This window comes from Rossellomorea vietnamensis (assembly GCF_001305855.1).
In the GTDB taxonomy this organism is placed as follows: Bacteria; Bacillota; Bacilli; order Bacillales; family Bacillaceae_B; genus Rossellomorea; species Rossellomorea vietnamensis_A.
Map to the genome: position 1 here is coordinate 1 of NZ_LIXZ01000024.1, position 20,831 is coordinate 20,831.

17 protein-coding genes and 4 tRNA genes are annotated in these 20,831 nt (G+C 43.3%); 2 read left to right on the forward strand and 19 right to left on the reverse strand.

What is annotated here, in order from left to right; genetic code table 11:
* Positions 1-315: 315 nt before the first annotated feature.
* The 14 genes from AM506_RS19665 to AM506_RS19730 all read right to left on the reverse strand — a co-directional run bounded on the left by AM506_RS19665 (position 316) and on the right by AM506_RS19730 (position 11,187).
* Positions 316-1,110 (reverse strand): MBL fold metallo-hydrolase, encoded by a 795-nt coding sequence (locus AM506_RS19665; RefSeq protein WP_060674568.1) that lies wholly within the window; start codon positions 1,108-1,110, stop codon positions 316-318.
* A gap of 5 nt (positions 1,111-1,115) precedes the next feature.
* On the reverse strand, positions 1,116-1,919 hold the full coding sequence (locus AM506_RS19670; protein WP_060674570.1) for a two-component system regulatory protein YycI: 804 nt from the start codon (positions 1,917-1,919) through the stop codon (positions 1,116-1,118).
* Positions 1,906-3,258, reverse strand: coding sequence for a YycH family regulatory protein (locus AM506_RS19675; protein ID WP_060674572.1), 1,353 nt, complete (start codon positions 3,256-3,258; stop codon positions 1,906-1,908). The genes AM506_RS19670 and AM506_RS19675 overlap by 14 nt, the downstream gene beginning before the upstream one ends.
* Positions 3,255-5,081 carry a cell wall metabolism sensor histidine kinase WalK gene (walK, locus tag AM506_RS19680; protein WP_060674574.1) on the reverse strand — a complete coding sequence of 609 codons (1,827 nt, stop codon included), beginning with the start codon at positions 5,079-5,081 and terminating at the stop codon, positions 3,255-3,257. Before walK ends, AM506_RS19675 begins: the two co-directional genes overlap by 4 nt.
* 6 nt (positions 5,082-5,087) lie before the next feature.
* Positions 5,088-5,795 carry a response regulator YycF gene (gene yycF, locus AM506_RS19685; RefSeq protein ID WP_060674576.1) on the reverse strand — a complete coding sequence of 236 codons (708 nt, stop codon included), beginning with the start codon at positions 5,793-5,795 and terminating at the stop codon, positions 5,088-5,090.
* 216 nt (positions 5,796-6,011) lie between these two features.
* A complete protein-coding gene (locus tag AM506_RS19690; RefSeq protein ID WP_060674578.1) occupies positions 6,012-7,496 on the reverse strand; it encodes a M23 family metallopeptidase in 1,485 nt (494 codons plus the stop codon).
* A gap of 355 nt (positions 7,497-7,851) precedes the next feature.
* Positions 7,852-7,924, reverse strand: a tRNA-Phe gene (locus AM506_RS19695).
* 173 nt (positions 7,925-8,097) lie between these two features.
* A tRNA-Asp gene (locus tag AM506_RS19700) sits at positions 8,098-8,174 on the reverse strand.
* A 175-nt stretch (positions 8,175-8,349) separates the two neighbouring features.
* Positions 8,350-8,421, reverse strand: a tRNA-Glu gene (locus AM506_RS19705).
* An 8-nt stretch (positions 8,422-8,429) separates the two neighbouring features.
* Positions 8,430-8,505: transfer RNA gene (locus tag AM506_RS19710), tRNA-Lys, on the reverse strand.
* A 240-nt stretch (positions 8,506-8,745) separates the two neighbouring features.
* Complete coding sequence (locus tag AM506_RS19715) at positions 8,746-9,159, reverse strand: DUF350 domain-containing protein (RefSeq protein WP_060674580.1); 414 nt, start codon at positions 9,157-9,159, stop codon at positions 8,746-8,748.
* A 15-nt stretch (positions 9,160-9,174) separates the two neighbouring features.
* The gene (locus tag AM506_RS19720) at positions 9,175-10,416 is read right to left on the reverse strand and encodes a glutathionylspermidine synthase family protein (RefSeq protein WP_060674582.1); all 1,242 of its coding nucleotides are present in this window, start codon (positions 10,414-10,416) and stop codon (positions 9,175-9,177) included.
* 1 nt (position 10,417) lies between these two features.
* Positions 10,418-10,726 carry a hypothetical protein gene (locus AM506_RS19725; RefSeq protein WP_060674584.1) on the reverse strand — a complete coding sequence of 103 codons (309 nt, stop codon included), beginning with the start codon at positions 10,724-10,726 and terminating at the stop codon, positions 10,418-10,420.
* Positions 10,723-11,187: a hypothetical protein gene (locus tag AM506_RS19730; protein WP_060674586.1), complete on the reverse strand. Its 465-nt coding sequence runs from the start codon at positions 11,185-11,187 to the stop codon at positions 10,723-10,725. Before AM506_RS19730 ends, AM506_RS19725 begins: the two co-directional genes overlap by 4 nt.
* A 124-nt stretch (positions 11,188-11,311) precedes the next feature.
* Here AM506_RS19730 and AM506_RS19735 point away from each other — a divergent pair, with 124 nt between their 5' ends.
* The gene (locus tag AM506_RS19735; protein ID WP_060674588.1) at positions 11,312-12,334 is read left to right on the forward strand and encodes a potassium channel family protein; all 1,023 of its coding nucleotides are present in this window, start codon (positions 11,312-11,314) and stop codon (positions 12,332-12,334) included.
* Positions 12,335-12,374: 40 nt separating this feature from the next.
* Here the strand turns inward: AM506_RS19735 and AM506_RS19740 are convergent, their stop codons facing one another.
* Positions 12,375-13,667 (reverse strand): adenylosuccinate synthase, encoded by a 1,293-nt coding sequence (locus AM506_RS19740; protein WP_060674590.1) that lies wholly within the window; start codon positions 13,665-13,667, stop codon positions 12,375-12,377.
* Between the two features lie 291 nt (positions 13,668-13,958).
* On the opposite strand from AM506_RS19740, the gene AM506_RS19745 reads away from it, so the two are divergent.
* On the forward strand, positions 13,959-15,683 hold the full coding sequence (locus tag AM506_RS19745; protein WP_060674594.1) for an ABC transporter ATP-binding protein: 1,725 nt from the start codon (positions 13,959-13,961) through the stop codon (positions 15,681-15,683).
* A 50-nt stretch (positions 15,684-15,733) separates the two neighbouring features.
* On the opposite strand, the gene dnaB is transcribed toward AM506_RS19745, so the two are convergent.
* The 4 genes from dnaB to AM506_RS19765 all read right to left on the reverse strand — a co-directional run bounded on the left by dnaB (position 15,734) and on the right by AM506_RS19765 (position 20,653).
* Positions 15,734-17,086 (reverse strand): replicative DNA helicase, encoded by a 1,353-nt coding sequence (gene dnaB / locus AM506_RS19750; RefSeq protein ID WP_060674596.1) that lies wholly within the window; start codon positions 17,084-17,086, stop codon positions 15,734-15,736.
* Between the two features lie 200 nt (positions 17,087-17,286).
* Positions 17,287-17,733 carry a 50S ribosomal protein L9 gene (gene rplI, locus AM506_RS19755; RefSeq protein ID WP_060674598.1) on the reverse strand — a complete coding sequence of 149 codons (447 nt, stop codon included), beginning with the start codon at positions 17,731-17,733 and terminating at the stop codon, positions 17,287-17,289.
* On the reverse strand, positions 17,730-19,703 hold the full coding sequence (locus AM506_RS19760) for a DHH family phosphoesterase (protein WP_060674600.1): 1,974 nt from the start codon (positions 19,701-19,703) through the stop codon (positions 17,730-17,732). The genes rplI and AM506_RS19760 overlap by 4 nt, the downstream gene beginning before the upstream one ends.
* Before the next feature lie 26 nt (positions 19,704-19,729).
* The gene (locus AM506_RS19765) at positions 19,730-20,653 is read right to left on the reverse strand and encodes a YybS family protein (protein WP_060674602.1); all 924 of its coding nucleotides are present in this window, start codon (positions 20,651-20,653) and stop codon (positions 19,730-19,732) included.
* Positions 20,654-20,831 lie beyond the last annotated feature (178 nt).

The following is a 20,831-nucleotide window of genomic DNA, read 5'->3' on the forward strand; positions in this document are numbered from 1 at the left end:
CTCCATCTATCCGCCTCATTTACTTTCTGCACCTTCGACAGTTCGGACTTCATCTTGTATTGCAGACTTATCCAGTGCAACAAGCCTTATATGAGATTCGTGTTCCTCGGACCGGAGGTTTGCCGCCCGCTTCCTTCAGATTCCGGGTCGCCCCGGACACCCTTGCGTTAAGCTAACCGCTACAACTGTCTTCACGGCTCGGGACTCTCACCCTATAGATCACACCCATGCCGGGCGCACAACAAAAAAGGCGAAGACAGAAGCCCTCACCTTTTTCATACCTTGAAAAGAGAAATCATAAACATTTGAATCGGTTTAAATCGCAACTAAAGGTGTTGGTACTTTTGGGTCCGTATCAAATAGATCGATTTGTTCTCCTACCAAGATTCCTCTTGATTCGAGCGTCTGGGTGACACTCATCCTCGCGAGATCTTTCATATTGTTATCGAGGCTCAGATGGGCGAGGTAAATACCCTTGGTGTTATCACCCATCACTTCACTCATGGCTATGGCCGCATCTTCATTGGACACATGGCCGTAATCGCTAAGGATCCGGCGTTTGATATTCCATGGGTAACGGCACATTCTGAGCATTCCTACATCGTGATTGCTTTCAAATACATAGGCGTCGGCATTCGAGATGATCCCTTTCATCCGATCGCTTACATACCCCGTATCGGTGACAAGAACAAGCTTCTTATCCCCTTGGTGAAAGACATAGAACATCGGCTCAGCCGCATCGTGCGACACCCCAAATGACTCGATGCTTATCCCCCCAAAGTGCTTGGCCGTTTCCATATCAAAGGAAAACTTCTGCTCTGTATCAATCTTCCCCACTAGACCGTCCATGGCGCTCCACGTCTTATCGTTCGCATAGATCGGCAGCTTGTACTTCCTCGCCAACACACCGATCCCCTTAATATGATCACTATGCTCATGGGTGACCAGGATCCCCGACAAATCTTCTATCTTTCGGTCGATCTGGCTGAACAATCCTTCCATCTGCTTGCCGCTCAATCCGGCATCAACAAGAAAGGAATGTTCCTCCGACTCAACAAATATCGCATTTCCCGTACTGCCGCTTGCAAGTACACTAAAATGCATCGTCATATCTCTCACTCCAATGTTTCTTTTTCCGGTTTGCTGATCTCTACAATCTGTCCTTCCACCGCGTTGATAAACAAATTTTCTTTTTTGTCTCCTGATTCCACGACAAAGTGCCAGGTAGGTGCCAGGACCTGTGACTCCTCGGACAGAAACGTCCAATACCCCAATTTCGGTTTATGGACAACACTATCCGGACTGATTTTTTGATTCGTATAAAGGCCCTGCAATGCTACAAACGACGGGATGATGGATTTATCTTCTCCAAACTCATTCAGATCCTCAAGCATCGACTGTTTATACGATACAATTTTGTTATCATTATTGACAGTAAGGACGATCTTTCCATTTGTATTATTGAATAACTGTCTTCCCCGATAGGTCTGATAATACGTGATCGTCTGTTCTTCCGTGCTGTAATTCCAAAAGCTATACTTATCACCATCAATGACCTGGTTCTCCATGAAGTCATTTAAATCGTCCGGTGAAAAATCCTTATCTAATGGAACAGGTTCATCTAACGTGGAATGAATTGTACTTTCGTTAATAATGGTCACGTCTTGATCTTTTAATACGCTGATATCTGCGTCCTTAAACTTCCTCGATTTAGCCTGGATATATTTTTCTTCCGTTGGATCCTGTGATAACGTCTTGGGATATTTTATCTTGTCCGCCTTTAATTTTTCCTCAAAAGTAGCCTGACTAAGTGTTTCCGGATTGCTTTCAGACACTTTATTAACAAAAAGGGACATCAAAAAGATATCTAATACGAGAAAAACAATAATGAAAATGCTTTTCGTTTTACTCCAATCCATCTTTTAGTCCCTCCTTGTCATCCACGGGTAACCTCAACCAATTACCATCGTATTTGTAATACCAGGAGGGTTCGAAATTAAGCTTTCTGCTTTCATTTGGGTCTCTGGTCATTTTGTACCCAATGGCAATATCTTCTACATAATCAAGATTGATCGAATCCACTTGATTCAAAGCATAGATGACGGAAGAACCTGATGGCAAGCGAACTTCAGCCGTATCTTTAAAGGAGAAGTCGAGTTTAAAGTAAGGCCGACTGTATTTGTTAATGCCATTCTGACCCCATGTTTGGGAGATTTCAGCCATCCCGTTATCGTTGAAGACAGGGTGGTTTTGCAGGAAAAGTCGATAAACAATCTTATTTTCATAAGGGCTTATGGAGAAGAGTTGGTAATCATCCGTCCAACCTCCATGATCATTGACAAACTCCATGCTCTTCTGAACCAGCATAGCAGGTGAGGAGCCATCATCTTTCTCCTCAGAAGGGTTAACAAACGAAAATGTATTGTGACTCTTATCGACCGTCAATATGGATGAAACATCCATATAGGTCGCCAAATCGTCCACTGAGCCCATATTCACACTATTGGGATCACTAAATAATGCCTGTTTATATTCTTCCAGCGAACTTAATTCCGTGTAGTAATAATAACTGACATAATCCTCGGCATCCTTGGGCAGAAAAATGGTTTTCTTCTCATTTATAGGTTGTTCCACATATTGACGATAAGCGCTATTATATAATGCTCTTTGCACGAAGTTCCGTTTAAATGAATCCAGACTGGCAAGGCTGACCTGACTTTCATACACAGCCTTCTCCTTTTTATCGTCGCTCACTGTAATAAAGAAAATGGAGCCTGTATCACGATTATCATTATCTAAATCAATGACAATACGATTAAACGAAGCAGTTGAAATATTTTTTTCTTCCAAGTTCAATCCTTGACTAAAGACAGATAAGGGAACGATGTCGGGATATACGAGTTCAACCTTGTCTTTGCTCTGAATAAGAGTATTTATTTCTTGAAAACTATACTCATTCGATACATTTTTAATTTCAAAAAGAGACCACTTTCCCAGCTGCTCGGTCACTTTATCCATTTCGGTCTGACTGGACGTACCGACCGTTTTGTCTCTTCCATGATAATAGAGCTTAAACGGCTTAATCAGATGGGTATTCAGCTCATTATCCTTGAGCTTTTCCCCGACAGAAACATCATAAGCACCATCGCTGTTGATCGTATCGTAACCTGGTGAATAGGTCCAGAGATTAAAGGTAAGGAAGACACTTATGCAAACAAGTACGGTTAAGACTATCGATTTGATTTTTTCATAATTCATGACCAATCATCCTCCTGTGTTGAATCATATGGGAGGGTAAATACGATTGTCGTCCCTTTGCCTTCTTTACTCTTCGCCCACACATCTCCACCGTGTGCCGATATCATTTCTTTCGCAATGGCAAGCCCCAATCCAGTACCGCCCATTTGTCTCGTACGGGCTTTGTCTACACGGTAGAAACGCTCAAAGATCTTCTCCAGATTATCTTTCGGAATCCCTAGCCCCTGATCGGATACACTGATCTCGATGAATCCTTCTTTTTCTTTCACCATAAAAGTAATGGTTCCGCCTTCTGGTGAATACTTTAATGCGTTGGAAATGATATTATCCAGCACTTGAGTGATCTTATCCTGATCAATTTCTACAAACATCGCTTTATCCGGTAAGAAACGGTTAAATGTCACATTTATATCTTTCGTCATTTCAAAACGATCAATGATTTTATGGAAAAACAGGATGAAGTCCACCCAATCCTTATTAAAACGGTAGTCTTTGCTATCCATTTTTGATAATTGGAGGAGATCATTGACGAGACGTATCATTCGCTCTGTCTCGTTCTGGGTCACGTCAAGAAATTGGGGGGCTATTTCCCTATCTTCCCATGCTCCTTCTGCCAGAGCCTCAAGATAGCTCCTCATCGTCGTCAAAGGAGTTCGAAGCTCGTGGGAAACGTTGGCGACAAATTCCCGTCTCTCTAAATCTATCTTCTCTTGTTCCGTAATATCATGCAAAACTGCTATAAGACCATTCACGAAGCCCGTTTCTTTTTGGATAATAGAGAAATTCGCGCGTAAAATATACGGTTTATCCTTGGTACTGTAATCCAAAATGATAGAGTCCTGTGCATTTGATAAATCATCAAATGTATACTCCTCATCCAGCCCCAACAACGAAACGATCGGTTGGGAAACGACTGTTTCACGTGAAACATCCAGCATATCAGCAGCAGGATCATTAATGAGAATGACCCGGCCTTTTCGATCTGTCGCAATGACACCATCCGTCATATAAGACAAAACTGAAGAAAGCTTCCTTCGTTCCCCCTCAGTCGTTGCCTGGGCTTCTTGAAGACGCTTCGTCAGATTATTAAACGTAATAGCCAACTGACCGATTTCATCGTATCCATAGACCTTTACCTTCCTCGAAAAGTTACCTTTCGCCATGGCTAAGGCCTGCTTTCTCATATCCGATATGGGCCTGGTAACGGTCTGTGCTAATAAAACACCCAGAACTGCCGTTATCGCCAAAGCAATAATGGTCCCATTCGTGAATATTTTATTGATTTCACTCATTTGATCATAAACCGTTTCGATTTCCCCGGCGATATAGATGGTACCTATGACTTCGTTGTTCGACTCAATCGGTTTGGTGTATACCCATATTCGATCCTTTGTCTTATCATCAAGGTAGATATCATCGTCTCCAAATCCGAGTGCAAGAGCTTTTTTAACCTCTTTTTCTGCACTGATCTGACCGACCAGACCCTGATTATTAGGATCAGAGGTCCCCTCAATCCTGGCTCGGCTATTAATGACCCTGATTTCAGCTATATCAGATGTTTTACTGCTATCATCCAATATCCTGTATATATCCTCTTGAAGGGTGGGATCGTCCTCTGTCCTTTTTTTCAACATGGCTTCTTTAACGGTATATTCTAATAAGTTCACTCTATTGGTAATAGAGGTTTTAAAGTTCTCTACAAGCTTCTGCTCAAGTTCCCGCACAAAATAAACCCCGATGATTTGCATGGCGAGCAGGATGAGCAGAACATAAATCAGAACAAATTTAAGATGAATCGAACGGGTTAAGCCAACTTTCTTCATTACATATTACTCCTGTTCAGGATTTCGTAAGTAATAACCTACTCCTCTACGTGTTACGATCCAGGTAGGGTGACTTGGGTTATCTTCAATTTTCTCGCGAAGACGTCTGACAGTAACATCGACTGTACGTACATCGCCATAGTAATCATAACCCCAAACAGTTTGAAGTAAATGCTCACGGGTCATGACCTGTCCAATATGCTTTGCTAGGTAATGAAGGAGCTCGAACTCACGGTGAGTCAATTCGATTGTTTCTCCCCTTTTTGAAACAACGTAGGCATCCGGATGGATCGTTAAGGATCCGACGGTTATTTCATTGTTTTCATCCTCGACAGCTTGTTGGGCCCCATGCTGATGACGTCGCAGATTGGCTTTCACCCTGGCAATCAATTCACGTGTACTGAACGGTTTGGTCACATAATCATCCGCCCCAAGCTCAAGACCCAGTACTTTATCGATTTCAGAGTCTTTCGCTGTCAGCATGATGATCGGCATTTCATACTTCTTCCTGATTTCACGGCACACTTCCATTCCATCACGATTCGGAAGCATAATGTCGAGGAGGACAAGATCCGGCTTGATTTCTTCCGCCATCTTGACCGCTTCATCGCCATCATATGCACAATGAACCTCATAGCCTTCTTTCTTTAAATTAAACTGTAATATATCTGCAATTGGTTTCTCATCGTCAACGACTAATATTTTCTTTTCCATATCAATTGATCTCCTTTAGAAAAAAGTAATGGATCATATAAATTTGTGATTAGTATAGGATTCTTCCTTTAAATTTACCACTTTCTCCATATTAATTCATCTTTAACTCTATCATACCCTTTATTTCAATGCTTGTTGACTATAATCTAAATATAACAAAGGGGACTGACAAATAAAATGATTGTGTCAGTCCCTTGCTTGATTACCTCTATATAATTACAATACATCCAATGGATTAATCAATGATCCATTTTTGAATATTTCGATGTGAAGATGAACGCCTGTTGCTTCACCGGTTTCTCCCATGACTCCGAGTTTTTGCCCTCTTTCAACCGTTTGGCCGGCAGAAACAGAGATCGAGTCTAAATGAGCATAAAGAGTTCTATATCCATTTCCATGATCGATGATGACCTTATTTCCATAACCGCCATCATCCCAGCCTGCTGATACGACTCTTCCGTTATCAACGGATTTAATCGTACGGTCACTTGGACGGGCGATGTCGATACCTTTGTGCATTTTCCCCCATCGCTGTCCTTGCTTGGAAGAAATATAACCACCATTCGTCGGCCAAGCAAAACTTCCCGATCCTCTTGAAGGAATGGCTTTCGTTCCTTTAATCACGATATATTTCACTGGATCTTTTAATTTCTTTTCTTCTTTTACATTTTTAGCAGTCTGAGAACCATTTACCTCCGTCGTTTCGAAAGTAACGGATTTCTCACCATCCTGACCTTCCTGTTTCACTTTCGTGTCGCCTTTGTTCATAGAAGAGTCTTCCTCTACTTCTTTATCATAAGCGATCTTTTCAATCTTATTTGCTTCCTTCTTAACGAGTACGTGAACAAGTGGCTCGTATACAGTCACGTTTAACTCTGTACCCACTTTCAGCGCGTCGTCCTCTTTCAAACCTTCGTTTAACTTAAGTAAAGTACCGGTCGTCAATTGATGATCTTCAGCAATCGTACCAAGAGAATCGCCTTCTTGCACCTTGTACTTCTTCTCTTCTAACGAACCTTTTTCAAGAAGATCAGCCGCTTCTTTAGGAGACATCATCTCTTCCGGTTTCACCTGTGCCTTTTTCACGTCTACATTCTCTTTGAAAGAAACTTCTAATAAACGAGTTTCATTTTCTTTTAAAGCGGGTAAAGAAGTAGTGGAAGAGTCCTTTTCTCTTGCCTCTAAATCAGCCAGCTCTTCTTCAGAAACATAGTTAAGCTTAAAGGCTTTTAAAGCTTCTTCAGCCGCCAGTTCGTCTTTCACATACGCAACCGGCTTATTATCGACAACCAAAGTAAATGCATTTGCTTCAATCGCTACAGATTGATTTAAACTCTCAATGACTTGTTGATTATTTGTTTTGGAAGCTTCAAATACATTCTCAGGTATGTATGTAACTTCATGATCGAAATCAACCTGATAATCACTGTATTCCTTCTGAGCCTTCTCAAGCTTCTCCTCCAATACAGCCTTTACTTCGTCCTGACTTGTAACGGCACCTACATACTCACTACCCATGTACACATGATAGATGGTTTGCAAATCTTTTCCTGACCCTGAAGCCGCAGCAGAAGAAAAGGTTAAAGTGGTAAGAGCGAGTGTTGTAATCCCTACTCTCTTTACTAATTGACTTGATCTATGTCGAATATTAAGTTTTTTGTATTTTTCTAAAATGGGTGATAACTTCTCTCCAAAACTCATTGACTTGCCTCCTATAAACTAAAGCAAAAATCCCAGTTAACGGTAGTTCATTAAGCCTAATTTAGTCAAATTCTATAAAATTACTACTTTACTAATTTACCATAATTCGACGAAATCCGGGACGCAGAATCATGATTGTAATATAACTGTATAATTTGTCTGAAAATATTCTTTTACCTCTTGGACAATAATCCGCGTCATAATGGGAATAGTATAGGACTAAGGAAGGATTCGTAATTGAAATAGGATTGGTAGAAATTAGAGGATTTCTGATGATTTATGTTACACGCGTGTTACAAATGCATAATAAAAAAGTACTACGAGAGTCAAAGTCGTCGCAGTACTTTTTGTGTGATGGCTCAGGACGGAATCGAACCGCCGACACATGGATTTTCAGTCCATTGCTCTACCAACTGAGCTACTGAGCCAAATAGTTTTCGGCTTCCGCTAAGCTTCGAATCTCTTCGTCAGCTCACTCAGTCACATCCTCACGTATGTAAAATACGCTCCGGTGTTCCTTCGATCGCTTCCTTGACCTTCTCGCTTATCGAAACCCTTTTCCATTTCATGAATATCATTTCAAGCATATCAGATATGTAAATGGCGGTCCGGACGGGACTCGAACCCGCGACCTCCTGCGTGACAGGCAGGCATTCTAACCAACTGAACTACCGGACCAGAGTTTTTTGACGATAGTCAAAATAACTATCCTTACTTTGCGTTAGCAAAATAGGTTTCATTATCTTGCGCTAGCAAAATATTTCACCCTGCTTTGCGTTTGCATAAAATATGTATTCTATTTCCGAATAGTGTTGCCTAGTATGCCAGCAATCTATCATTAAGGAAATAAAAATGACCCATACGGGATTCGAACCCGTGTTACCGCCGTGAAAGGGCGGTGTCTTAACCGCTTGACCAATGGGCCGTAAAAAATGGTGAGCCATGAAGGATTCGAACCTTCGACCCTCTGATTAAAAGTCAGATGCTCTACCAACTGAGCTAATGGCTCTCTAAGTATATATAAACACGAATCGAAGGCTTGATCAAAGCCTCTTTCGTGACAACGAAATTAATATTATCACAGTATGATTGTCGAGGGCAACAGTTTTTTTGGTTTTTTTGTCGAAAATTATTTCTTGGGGAATAATTTGGTTCTTTCAGTATATAGGTGAATTAATTTTAATGAATCCACACACAAAAAAAGACCCGCCATCAGAGCCACAAACCGCTCCAACAGCAGATCCCACAATCAATAAGTCAAACTAGCCGCTACAACCAATCCGACGACAATCGCTGCGGAGAAGAGGCTGAACCCGATGGCGATGTTTCCTTCTTCCACTTTCTTCGCTAAGTTCGTACGCGGAGTCAGAACGTACTCGATGATCCAGTAGGCGATGACCTGGGTTGCGATTCCGATTAAGCCCCAGACGAAAGCGTCAAGCAGGTTCAGGCTGTTCGCCCAGACGGTGTAGATGACGATGGCGAGTCCGATGGCTTTTCCCCACAGCTTCAAGGCTACGGCGATGTTCCCTTCTTTGATCAGGGCGGCTTCTGAAAATTTGGTGGTGAAGGCGAAGACGGCGATTCCGAGGATCATGAGTCCAAGACCGGTACCGACGTGGGCCAGAAAGCTGAGTAAGGCGTCACTTGTTATGATTTGCATGTGTTTCTCTCCTTTTTAATTCTCCCGTATCCCTACAGGCAGAAAGTATGATTCGTTATCGGTTATGGCATTTCCGGCTCGTATGCCGATGGCGCCCGGGTTGCCGTTGATAATGAAGCTCCCGACCATCAGGCTTGCTTCCTTTTTTCCTTCATCGGTTGTGATCTCCGAGACAGGAAGTGGGCAGAATTTTTGATATACAGGGAGGGTTTGTTTATAGGTTTCATTTTTATCCTGTAATAGGACCTTCCCTGTTGCTTCCAAGATCTTGACCGTATCTCCTTCGCGGCCGAATGCAGGTTTCTGAACGTAGGTTATCCCGCTTTCCTCGAATGGTTCGGGATCCAAATAGGTTGGAAGGAAGTAGCGTTCGATCCATTTGTGTTCTTCTTCGGTAAAGAAGGGGCTACCCTCTTCATGCAGCCCCCATATGAGTGCCTGCACCCCTTTCGATTGCAGCAAAAAGGCGGAAGGAGGGTTCAGGATCGCAAGCTTTCTATCCAATACCAAATGCATCAGTTCCAGACCGACTTTTTCTTTGGTCAGTGGATCTTGATCATCGACGAGATGCTCGACAGGATAGGTTTGCCTGTATAAGACATCGATTCGCTCTCCAGTGGGAGTATATAGTCCATCGTCCCGTATTTGCAGCTGATCGAGACTGACATATTCTGAAGGGACTCCTGAAAGGCCCTGAATATACTTCGTCGTCAAGTAATCTTCTTCATGATCAGCATGAGAAGTGAAGACGATTTTTGCGTCTCCTTTTCGTTGAAGGGACTTCCAGGAAGATAAGAGACCCCGTTTCAACTCCTTGGTTAATTGCTGTTCCATCCCGGCGTTCGGGTTCGGACAATCAAAATACTGACATACCCTTTCATTTACGTAATAGAGCTCTTTGATGAAGGTAGGAGTATCACTATTAAATTCCAATAGTTTCATTTTCCCTTCTGAAACGACAAAATCGAATCTTCCGATAAGACATTCTTGCGGAATGGATTTGAGTTTAATATAAGAAAGTGATTCCTCGGGATAGCCGAGTTCGAGGAGGGTGTCGTCTTCTAATTCCCGCAGCAAATCGGCTGTCTTATCAAATATGGCGTACACCCGCTTGGATGCTTCGTGAATCCTTAGAACCGTTTCACGTGATTTCATATGAAGATCCAATAAGGCATATTCCATGTCATATAAATTGTGCCAGAACTCAGGGATTCCGTTGTAAAAGTCATTTCTTTTTTCACGATGAGAGGTTGTCATATCAGCCTCCGAATCCACCTTTAGAGCCGCTCCCGATTCCTGACTTATAGCTTTTGGAGTATGATTTGTATTTGGAGAAGCTTTTCAGGTTTGATTTGTTTTTAAACATCCTGCCGGCGAACCAAAAATAGCCGAAGTGGGGTGACCGTTTGTCATCGCAATAATACGTCCCGCTATCGTCATCCCAATCCCAGTCGTCACAGTCTACATCCGTCGGTTCCGGTGGAAGGTCCTGATTCCCGCATCCTGTGACAGATATCGCCATGACGGAAGCGGCCACTCCCGCCATCATTTTTTTCGTTTTGTTCATCTTCTTTCCTCCTCCAGCTTATATCCCGTTGCCTTCACATATAGTATATACACATAACGGTCCTCATCGATTTCAGCAGAGTCCCGTTCCCATTCAATCCCGTCTATATAATAATAAACAGAACCGATGACGCTTAAAATATCAAGATGGTAATCATGATGTTCTAATTTTAAAATGGGATTACTTTTCCGCTGATTTAATTCCCTGACCTCCAGTATCAGTCGTTCAGGGGGAAATAACGGATCCTTCAGCGGTTCCTCTTCATAGGTTTCTACATAAATGATGAATAAATCCCCTTCAATCGCAGAAGACAGCTGCCGGAAGGTGACTCCTTCCTTCACGAAGAACTCACATTCCCTTCTTGCCAGGATCTGCTCCAGTTCAATATCTTGATAATGATAAATCGCTTCAAAGGTGTCATTCCCTTTTCTCAATCTATATTCTAATATCGGTGCTTTCATTTATTACTCCAGCCTCCTGCAAGTGATTTCTTTTAACTATACGGACCACTGTGGAAAAGGTTTCATTTCCCGGGTGTTCATTGGTATGATTGAACTATGATTTTTTTAAAAAAGGAGGGGCTGTATGCTTATTTTCCAAAGGATTTGGAAACAGATCACAAAAATGGACTTTGGTTTCATTCTTCTATTATCTCTGATTATCATCCTGTTGGGAACCGTTGGCAGTCATTTTTTGGAACCTGAAACCTTTCCAACGCTCTTTGACGGATTCTGGTGGACGATGACGACCTTGACCACTGTCGGTTATGGGGATTACTTTCCCGTTTCGGTTGGAGGTCGGATGCTTGGGATCTTCCTATTCATCTTTGGAATCGGGATCATCGGGGTGTTGATCAGTAAGACGGTTGATTCGATTACGACGTTTCAGAAATTCAAAAGGGAGGGAAAATTAGTGTGTACATATGAAGATCATTATATTTATATCAATTGGTCAAAGAAAACGGAGAGGGCCATTGAAGAAATTCTCGCCCATATGCCCGAGGCTGAGATTGTCCTTATTGACATGCTGCCCATCACGCCGATCGAGCATGAGCAGGTACATTTCATCCAAGGAGATCCTTCTGATGAAAATGTCTTACTAAAGGCCAATATCTTCGAAGCGAAACGGATTGCGATCTTTTCCGATTCAAAGATCGAGGATCCTTCCCTGGTGGATGGGAAGACATTGTTAATAGCGTCCGCCGTTGAAGGCTTATCAAAAATGCATGAGAAGGAAGTCCATACCATCGTAGAAGTATCGGAAGACCGTCATATTCCGAAGTTCCAGCATATTGCCGTAGAAGATTTCATTCTATCAAATGATTCTGTCTCCCTTCTCATGGCTAAAGCCACCCTTCATCCTGGAACAACCAATCTGTTCAGACAACTGCTCAGTAAGCGATACGGAAATAACATTCATGAGATTAAGGTGAAAGAGGAATGGAAAACCATCAAGCAGGCATCAGAGGAACTTCTTGAAAAAGGGGCCATTCTCCTTGCCGTGAATGATAATATGGATTTCACCGATGCTACGAATCGGGAGCTTCATACTGATGACATCCTCTATGTCGTTTGTCATGACCGGGTGTATGAAGAATTGAATCAATAAAAAACTCTCAGCCGCTTGAAGGCTGAGAGTTTTTTTATCATTAATTCGGGCTCCACACGCTGCGAACCACATTCGTTTGAGAACGGTCCGGTCCGACTGAGAAGATGGAAAGAGGGATACCTGTCAATTGTGATACTCGCTCTAAGTAGTGACGAGCATTTTCAGGAAGATCCGTTAACGTCTTGCATCCTGTGATGTCTTCCGTCCAGCCTGGAAGCTCTTCGTACACAGGCTCACATTCAGCCAGGATGTTCAGGTTAGCAGGGAACTCTTCCATGACTTCCCCTTTATACTTGTAAGCAACACAGATTTTCAATGTTTCGATTCCAGTCAGAACGTCGATCGAATTCAGTGAAAGATCTGTTAATCCGCTGACACGGCGCGCATGACGCACAACCACACTGTCAAACCAACCGACACGGCGTGGACGTCCAGTCGTTGTACCATATTCACGGCCCACTTCGCGGATTCTGTCTCCTGTTTCATTCGTCAGTTCCGTCGGGAAAGGTCCGTCCCCTACGCGGGTTGTGTATGCTTTGGATACGCCGACTACATGGTTGATTTTTGTAGGGCCTACACCAGATCCGATTGTCACTCCACCGGCTACCGGGTTAGAAGACGTGACAAATGGATATGTACCTTGATCGATATCAAGCATAACCCCTTGAGCTCCTTCGAATAGAACACGACGGCCGTTATCGATGGCATCGTTTAAGACAACGGATGTATCGACAACGTAGTGCTTGATTTGCTGACCGTACTCGTAGTATTCATCCAGGATGTCTTCAATATTGAAGCCTTCTGTTTCATAGAATTTTTCAAAGAGACGGTTTTTCTCTTCAAGGTTACGTGAAAGCTTTTCTTCGAATGATTGACGATCCAGAAGATCTGCGATACGGATACCGACACGTGCTGCTTTATCCATATAAGCAGGACCGATTCCTTTTTTCGTGGTTCCGATTTTGTTGGCACCTTTACGCTCTTCGTCAATTTCATCCAGCTTTAAGTGATATGGAAGAATCACGTGTGCACGATTGCTGATTCTTAAGTTTTCTGTTGTTACGTCGCGATCGTGAAGATACTTCAACTCTTTCACAAGAGCTTTCGGATCGACAACCATCCCGTTTCCGATGACGGACGTTTTTTCATTATAGAATATACCTGATGGAATTAAATGTAATTTATATGTTTCACCGTCAAACTTAATCGTATGACCCGCGTTGTTCCCACCTTGGTAACGCGCGATTACTTCTGCATGTTCAGAAAGGAAGTCAGTGATCTTTCCTTTTCCTTCGTCTCCCCATTGTGTACCTACTACTACTACTGAAGACATATTAAGCACCTCCGACGGGAATTAGTATTCCCTCTTTTATCAAACAAACTCATTTTATCAACACTAAAACTGAAAGTCAATCAAAACACGAACGTTTAAATAGGTAATTATATTTATGTTCGTGTAAATACGTACTTTATGATGTGAGATTCCTCTACATTAAGGATTTTAAGACAAATAAATAATTGAAAGAGTGTCGACAGGTTATGATAGCGCATTTTAGAATCTTTTGCTAATCTAAAATAAGCATTTTGAATTTTACATACAATTGAATATCGAGGTGACGATGTGATGATTAAACGATTTTTCAGTTATTACCGTCCGCACCGGCGGCTTTTTTATATTGATTTTGCCTGTGCGGTGTTGGTGGGACTTTTAGAGTTGGGATTTCCTTTGGCGGTATCGTGGTTCATTGATTCGCTTTTGCCTGATGGAAACTGGAGCACGATTCTCGCTGTATCTGCCGGTCTCCTGGTCCTGTATCTTCTGAGTTCATCCATGCAGTTCGTGGTGAACTACTGGGGGCATAAGCTTGGGATCAACATCGAGACGGATATGAGGAGAGAATTGTTTCAGCATGTACAGAGACAATCGTTCCGCTTCTTTGACAATACGAAAACGGGGCATATCATGAGCCGTGTGACAAACGACCTGATGGATATCGGGGAGCTTGCCCACCACGGTCCTGAAGACTTGTTCATCGCTGTCATGACCTTCATAGGTGCGTTTTGGATCATGCTCACCATCAATATGGAGCTTGCTCTCGTCGCTATTATCATTGTTCCATTCCTTGTATGGCTCATTTCGTACTCAAATATTAAAATGAATGCGGCCTGGACGAAGATGTATGGAAATATCGCCGACGTCAACAGCCGCGTTGAAGACAGTGTTTCTGGGGCGAGAGTGGTTCAATCATTCACCAATGAGCCTTATGAAATGGAACGATTTAACGAGAACAATCAATTTTTCCGCAAATCCAAACTGAAAGCTTATAATGTGATGAGCGTGAATTTGTCCGGCATTTACATTACGACCCGATTGATGACCTTGATCATACTGGTATACGGGGCATGGTTAAGTTTTTCAGGGGCCCTTTCATATGGGGAACTCGTTGCTTTCATCCTTTATATCAATGTCCTGTTTAAACCTATTGATAAAATTTCCGCCCTCCTTGAGCTGTATCCGAAGGGGATGGCAGGCTTTAAACGGTTCACTGAGCTCATGGATGTGGAGCCGGATATCGAGAATCGCCCCCATGCTGTTGAAGTGTCCACGCTGAGAGGGGATATTGCCTTTGACGCCGTAACTTTTGGGTATGAGCCGGATCGACCTATTCTTCACGATTTATCCTTTACCATTCAATCAGGACAGACCGTCGCATTTGTCGGTCCTTCCGGTGCCGGGAAAACGACGATCTGCTCCTTGATTCCCCGCTTCTATGATATAGAAGAAGGAGCCATCACCATTGATGGGATCGATATTCGGGAGATGACGAAGGAATCCCTTCGTGCCCAGATCGGGATCGTACAGCAGGATGTGTTCTTATTCACTGGAACGCTCCGTGAAAATATTGCTTATGGAAAGCTTGATGCCACACAGGAAGAAATCGAGGAAGCAACGAGACGTGCGCATCTCACAGACCTTATCGCATCCCTTCCAGACGGATATAATACCCAGATCGGGGAGAGGGGACTGAAGCTTTCCGGTGGCCAAAAGCAGCGCTTATCCATTGCCCGTATGTTCCTAAAGAATCCACGAATCCTGATTCTGGATGAGGCCACTTCCGCTCTGGATACAGAAACAGAAGCGATCATCCAGGAGGCTTTGAATGAACTGGCAAAAGACCGTACCACCCTGGTCATTGCCCACCGGTTGGCAACGATCCGGAAAGCGGACCGCATTCTGGTCGTCACCGAAAATGGGATTGCGGAAGATGGGACTCATGAAGAACTCCTTTCAAAAGAGGACGGCATCTTTACAAGACTCCATGCCCATCAGCATGCAACCATTCTATAAACACAAAAAAATCCAAGCACCTGTTTCAGACAGGGCTTGGATTTTTTCTATTAAGCAGGAGCGTCGTCAAATCGCCGCTCCAGATTCACGAATTTATTATATTCCTTCACAAACGCCAATGATACGTTCCCAACCGGACCGTTACGCTGCTTGGCGATGATGATTTCGATGATGTTCTTATTTTCCGCTTCTTTATCATAGTAATCTTCACGGTAAAGGAAGGCTACGATATCCGCATCCTGCTCGATACTTCCTGATTCACGGATATCCGACATCATCGGACGCTTATCCTGTCGCTGCTCCACTCCACGGGAAAGCTGGGACAAAGCGATGACCGGCACTTCCAGTTCACGAGCCAGTCCTTTCAACGAACGGGAGATTTCGGAAACCTCTTGCTGACGGTTTTCACCGGATCGACCGTTTCCTTGAATAAGCTGCAGGTAGTCAATAAGTATCATTCCTAGACCATGTTCCTGGGCGAGACGTCGGCATTTTGAACGTATTTCCCCCACCTTGATTCCCGGTGTATCATCTATAAAGATACCTGCATTTGAGAGACTGCCCATCGCCATCGTAAGCTTTCTCCAATCTTCGTCTGTCAGATCACCTGTCCGGAGGTTCTGTGCGTTAATATTGCCTTCTGCGCACAGCATACGCATAACAAGCTGTTCTGCCCCCATCTCCAGGGAAAAGATGGCTACATTTTCTTTCGCTTTGATGGCGACATTCTGAGCGATATTCAGGGCGAATGCTGTCTTACCCATGGAAGGTCTGGCACCGACGATAATGAGATCATTTCGTTGGAAACCGGCTGTTAAATGATCCAAATCAGCAAATCCGGTTGAAATGCCTGTTACGTCACCTTTTCGATTTGTCAGGGTTTCAATATTGTCATATGTTCTTACAAGAACATCTTTAATATTATGAAAGGCACCACCGTTCTTTCTTTGGGCCACTTCCATTATATTTTTTTCTGCTTCTCCCAATAGTGCATCCACTTCATCCTCGCGGGCATAGCCATCAGAAGCGATATCCGTCGCTGTACGGATCAACCTGCGGAGTAATGACTTCTCTTCCACGATCTTTGCGTAGTATTCAATATTCGCAGCAGTTGGAACGGAAGCGGCAAGTTCACTCAAATAAGCGACCCCGCCGACATCTTCGAGCTCTTTCGCAGCTGCCAATTCTTCGGTCACCGTAATCAGGTCGACGGCTTTTCCCCCATCCCCGAGATTCAGCATGACATTGTATATCCGTTGGTGAGAATGACGATAAAAATCCTCTGGAATCAATATTTCCGATGTGGTCGTCAATGCACTGGGCTCTAGGAAAATAGCCCCTAATACCGCTTGTTCAGCCTCGATATTCTGAGGTGGAACCCGGTCCTGGAACATTTCATTCATCTATGCTCAAGCCTCCCTTACGATCTAGTGGGAGTTTCCCCACAGATCCTGACTTTCTTTATCTATATAAAAAAGATTGTAGTTCTACCGAAAAAATGTGATCAGGATAAAATCCAGATCACATTTTATATCAAGCTATATTCATTTTAACATGTTTTTCTCAAAATGAAGTTACCAAATTTCGTATATTCATTGGAAGACTATTCTTCCGTTACGTGTACCTTTAATGTTGCGGACACATCTGTATGCAGCTTCACAGGGACATTCGTGTAGCCAAGGGCACGGATGGCATCGTTCATTTCAATTTTACGTTTATCGATTTTAATGTCATGTGCCTTTTTCAACGCGTCTGCGATTTGCTTGCTCGTGATGGAACCGAATAAACGCCCACCTTCACCGGACTTCGCTTTCATTTCGACAGTGATCTCTTCTAACGTCGCTTTTAATCTTTTTGCATCTTCCAGTTCTTCTTGAGCCACTTGCTCTTCTTTCTTCTTTTGACCCTCAAGTTGGCCAATATTTGCGTTCGTTGCTTCAACAGCCAGGCCCTTTTTTAATAAAAAGTTATGTGCATAGCCGTCTGCTACGTTTTTCACTTCGCCTTTTTTTCCTTTACCTTTAACATCTTTTAAGAAAATGACTTTCATATCTCTTTTCTCCCTTCAAAATAATCATTTAGTGCTTCTTTGAGCTGTTCTTCCGCTTCAAGGACCGATACCTGCTTGATTTGAGTGGCGGCATTGGTTAAATGACCTCCACCGTTCAGGTTTTCCATGATGATCTGTACGTTGACGTCACCGAGCGAACGGGCACTGATACCGATTGTGTCAGGATCCCGCTTTGAGATGACGAAGGACGCAATGACCTCATCCATTGTCAGTAAAGTGTCTGCCGCCTGGGCAATGAGAACGGGATCATAAATGACATCCTCTTCGGCTTTCGCAATGGCGACTCCTTCACGGAAGAATTTGACCGATTCGATTAATCGGGAACGCTTGATGTACGTTTCGACATCCTCTTTGAGGAATTTTTGGACGAGTACCGTATCCGCACCTTGTGCCCGTAAATACGACGCCGCATCAAACGTTCTCGAGCCTGTCCGAAGCGTAAAGCTCTTCGTATCGACAATGATCCCTGCGAGGAGCGACGTCGCTTCAAGCATCGTGATCTTCTCATGCTTCGGCTGATATTCAAGCAGCTCTGTTACAAGCTCTGCCGTAGAGGAAGCGTATGGCTCCATATAGACAAGCAGTGGGTTTTTAATAAAATCTTCGCCACGTCGATGATGATCGATGACGACGACTTTATCCACCTTATTTAAAAGCTTTTCTTCAATGACCAGGGAAGGCTTATGGGTATCGACGACGACGAGCACCGTATCGTCCGTTGCCATCTCAAGTGCTTCCTCCGGTGTGATGAAGCGTGGGTGAAGATCGGAATTGGCTTTGATTTCCTTCATCAATCGTTTCACACCGTTGTCGATTTCATTAAAGTTCAAGACGACGTAGCCGTCACGCTGATTCATCTGTGCCACTTTCCTGATTCCGATCGCCGCTCCAATCGCGTCCATATCGGGATGTTTGTGCCCCATGATGATGACCTTGTCACTCTCGATCATGATTTCCTTCAAGGCATGGGAAATGACCCTTGCCCGGACCCGGGTGCGTTTTTCCATTGGGTTGGTTTTCCCGCCATAGAACTTGACCTTTCCATTGGTCTGTTTGATCGCGACCTGGTCACCGCCTCGTCCCAAAGCGAGGTCAAGGCTTGATTGGGCCAGAGTCCCGAGTTCAGGAAGGGAAGAGACCCCTGTCCCGACACCGATACTCAATGTGAGGGGGACATTTTGCTTCGAAGTCGTATCCCTTACATCATCGAGGATTCCGAACTTTTCTTTCTCCAGTACTTGAAGGATCTTCTCATTTATGACGGCGATGAACCGTTCGGAAGACACCCTCTTCAAGAACACTCCGTACTCTTTCGCCCACTTATTCAGGATGGATGTCACAAGGCTGTTCAAACTGCTTCTCGTCTGATCATCCATGCCTTGGGTCAACTCATCATAGTTATCTAGAAAAATGATTCCAATATTCGTGCGTTCATCATGATATTGCTTTTCTATTTCTTTTTGCTCTGTGACATCAAAGAAGTAGAGTAGTTTTTCCTTGAGCTTCAATACGACATGGTACTTCCGTTCATTAATCGTCACAATTTCCGAATCGACTTCCTGTTTGATTAATGGAACAAGTGATTCAGCCACATCATAAAGGGACCTTCCTACGACTGTGTCTTCATTGAAACAAGAGGCTAGAAAAGGATTCGTCCATTCTATGTAATATTCATCATTGATCAGCATGATCCCAATGGGCATCTCCATTAACGCTTCTTCCCCTACACGCTTGACACGATAGGATAAGGTGGAGATATATTCCTCTGTTTCTTCGTGTGACCTTCTTTCAAAATAGAAAGCGAGAAAGTACACGATTCCAAAGACAATCAACCCTATTAACGAAATGATCCATTGGTAAAAGGAAACCGCTACTAACATAAGAGCTGTTAATATAGCTAGACCGTACAATGGGTAGCGGATCATTCGCTTATTAAAATAAGATGGCATGATTTCAGCTCCTGGATCTTAAATTTCTATGACTTGCGTTGCAGGCGTTGTCTTAGATCAAATCCTAAGTCAATTATACCTAAAATTCGCACGAGATAAAGAAGAGGAATCGAAATGATTGTAATTAATACCAAAATCCCTTTGGACCATCCTTTCAGATGAGCAAAGAAATAAATGAAAGACAAGCCTTGCACCGCCATCAACGTCTGCAGTACATACAAAATATTAATCAGCGCCATATAAACGTATGTTCCTTTTTCCGGCTGAAGAATCATGGACAGCACAAGTGTGATCAAATAATACCAAAGAATGCTCTTAGGGAGTTTCCATTCCCTGAATGGCCTGAATACCGGTACATCCCTCCCGAGACGCTTCATTATCGGGAAATTGATCAAAATGAATAATAAAGCAAGTACCACCGCTATCCCTACAAACAAAGTAGGAATCAAGGTATGGATCAACTCGACGGAACTTTCCAGACTATCAACCAGCTTTTTATCCGGTTGCTGTCCGAGCTTTTCAAAAAAAGAATAATAGGCAGCCTTCGATTCCTTCAGGCTGTCTTCAATCACATTCACGCCTAAAAAAAGAATCGAAACAACATAACCGAGCACAATATTAATGACAAGTGTGAGACTCGCTGCCATAAACAACCTCATCTTATCCACTCTTGCCTTCACACACCAGCCAATGACCACCCCGGTTGTAGCCACCATAAAGGCAACCGGCAATGCAAGCAGTCCTCCGAATAAGAAAGACAGACCGAGTGATCCGATCAATACTAAGATCGAATTCCATAACGAATACTTGGAACTGAATAAAATTAGAGGGAGGGGCAACACAAAAAATGCCAGGGTCCCAATAAGCGGAACATATAAACTCAATAACATTAGCACAGTAAAGATGGCGAGCATAAGCGCACCTTCAGTCAACACACGGGGATTCCTCACTCAAAACGCTCCTTACAATAAAATAAACAACAACATGCAATAGCACTATCATATCAATTTTAGAGATAGATTTCATCTTAATGACTCACACAAAAAAAGAAGGCGGTCCTTCAACATGCAACTCTTCTTCATCTACTCTAGTATGCACTCACTCTAAAAAGGAGTATACGTAGGAGAT

What these genes read in the sequence shown, in the direction of transcription:
- walK (WP_060674574.1), bottom strand. Translation starts at nt 5,081, where the DNA reads ATGAAGAAAGTTGGCTTAACCCGTTCGATTCATCTTAAATTTGTTCTG.
- AM506_RS19735 (WP_060674588.1), top strand. Translation starts at nt 11,312, where the DNA reads ATGCTTATTTTCCAAAGGATTTGGAAACAGATCACAAAAATGGACTTT.
- AM506_RS19665 (WP_060674568.1), bottom strand. Translation starts at nt 1,110, where the DNA reads ATGACGATGCATTTTAGTGTACTTGCAAGCGGCAGTACGGGAAATGCG.
- AM506_RS19690 (WP_060674578.1), bottom strand. Translation starts at nt 7,496, where the DNA reads ATGAGTTTTGGAGAGAAGTTATCACCCATTTTAGAAAAATACAAAAAA.
- yycF (WP_060674576.1), bottom strand. Translation starts at nt 5,795, where the DNA reads ATGGAAAAGAAAATATTAGTCGTTGACGATGAGAAACCAATTGCAGAT.
- dnaB (WP_060674596.1), bottom strand. Translation starts at nt 17,086, where the DNA reads ATGAATGAAATGTTCCAGGACCGGGTTCCACCTCAGAATATCGAGGCT.
- AM506_RS19720 (WP_060674582.1), bottom strand. Translation starts at nt 10,416, where the DNA reads ATGACAACCTCTCATCGTGAAAAAAGAAATGACTTTTACAACGGAATC.
- AM506_RS19675 (WP_060674572.1), bottom strand. Translation starts at nt 3,258, where the DNA reads ATGAATTATGAAAAAATCAAATCGATAGTCTTAACCGTACTTGTTTGC.
- AM506_RS19670 (WP_060674570.1), bottom strand. Translation starts at nt 1,919, where the DNA reads ATGGATTGGAGTAAAACGAAAAGCATTTTCATTATTGTTTTTCTCGTA.
- AM506_RS19740 (WP_060674590.1), bottom strand. Translation starts at nt 13,667, where the DNA reads ATGTCTTCAGTAGTAGTAGTAGGTACACAATGGGGAGACGAAGGAAAA.
- AM506_RS19745 (WP_060674594.1), top strand. Translation starts at nt 13,959, where the DNA reads ATGATTAAACGATTTTTCAGTTATTACCGTCCGCACCGGCGGCTTTTT.
- AM506_RS19725 (WP_060674584.1), bottom strand. Translation starts at nt 10,726, where the DNA reads ATGAACAAAACGAAAAAAATGATGGCGGGAGTGGCCGCTTCCGTCATG.
- AM506_RS19760 (WP_060674600.1), bottom strand. Translation starts at nt 19,703, where the DNA reads ATGCCATCTTATTTTAATAAGCGAATGATCCGCTACCCATTGTACGGT.
- AM506_RS19715 (WP_060674580.1), bottom strand. Translation starts at nt 9,159, where the DNA reads ATGCAAATCATAACAAGTGACGCCTTACTCAGCTTTCTGGCCCACGTC.
- AM506_RS19730 (WP_060674586.1), bottom strand. Translation starts at nt 11,187, where the DNA reads ATGAAAGCACCGATATTAGAATATAGATTGAGAAAAGGGAATGACACC.
- rplI (WP_060674598.1), bottom strand. Translation starts at nt 17,733, where the DNA reads ATGAAAGTCATTTTCTTAAAAGATGTTAAAGGTAAAGGAAAAAAAGGC.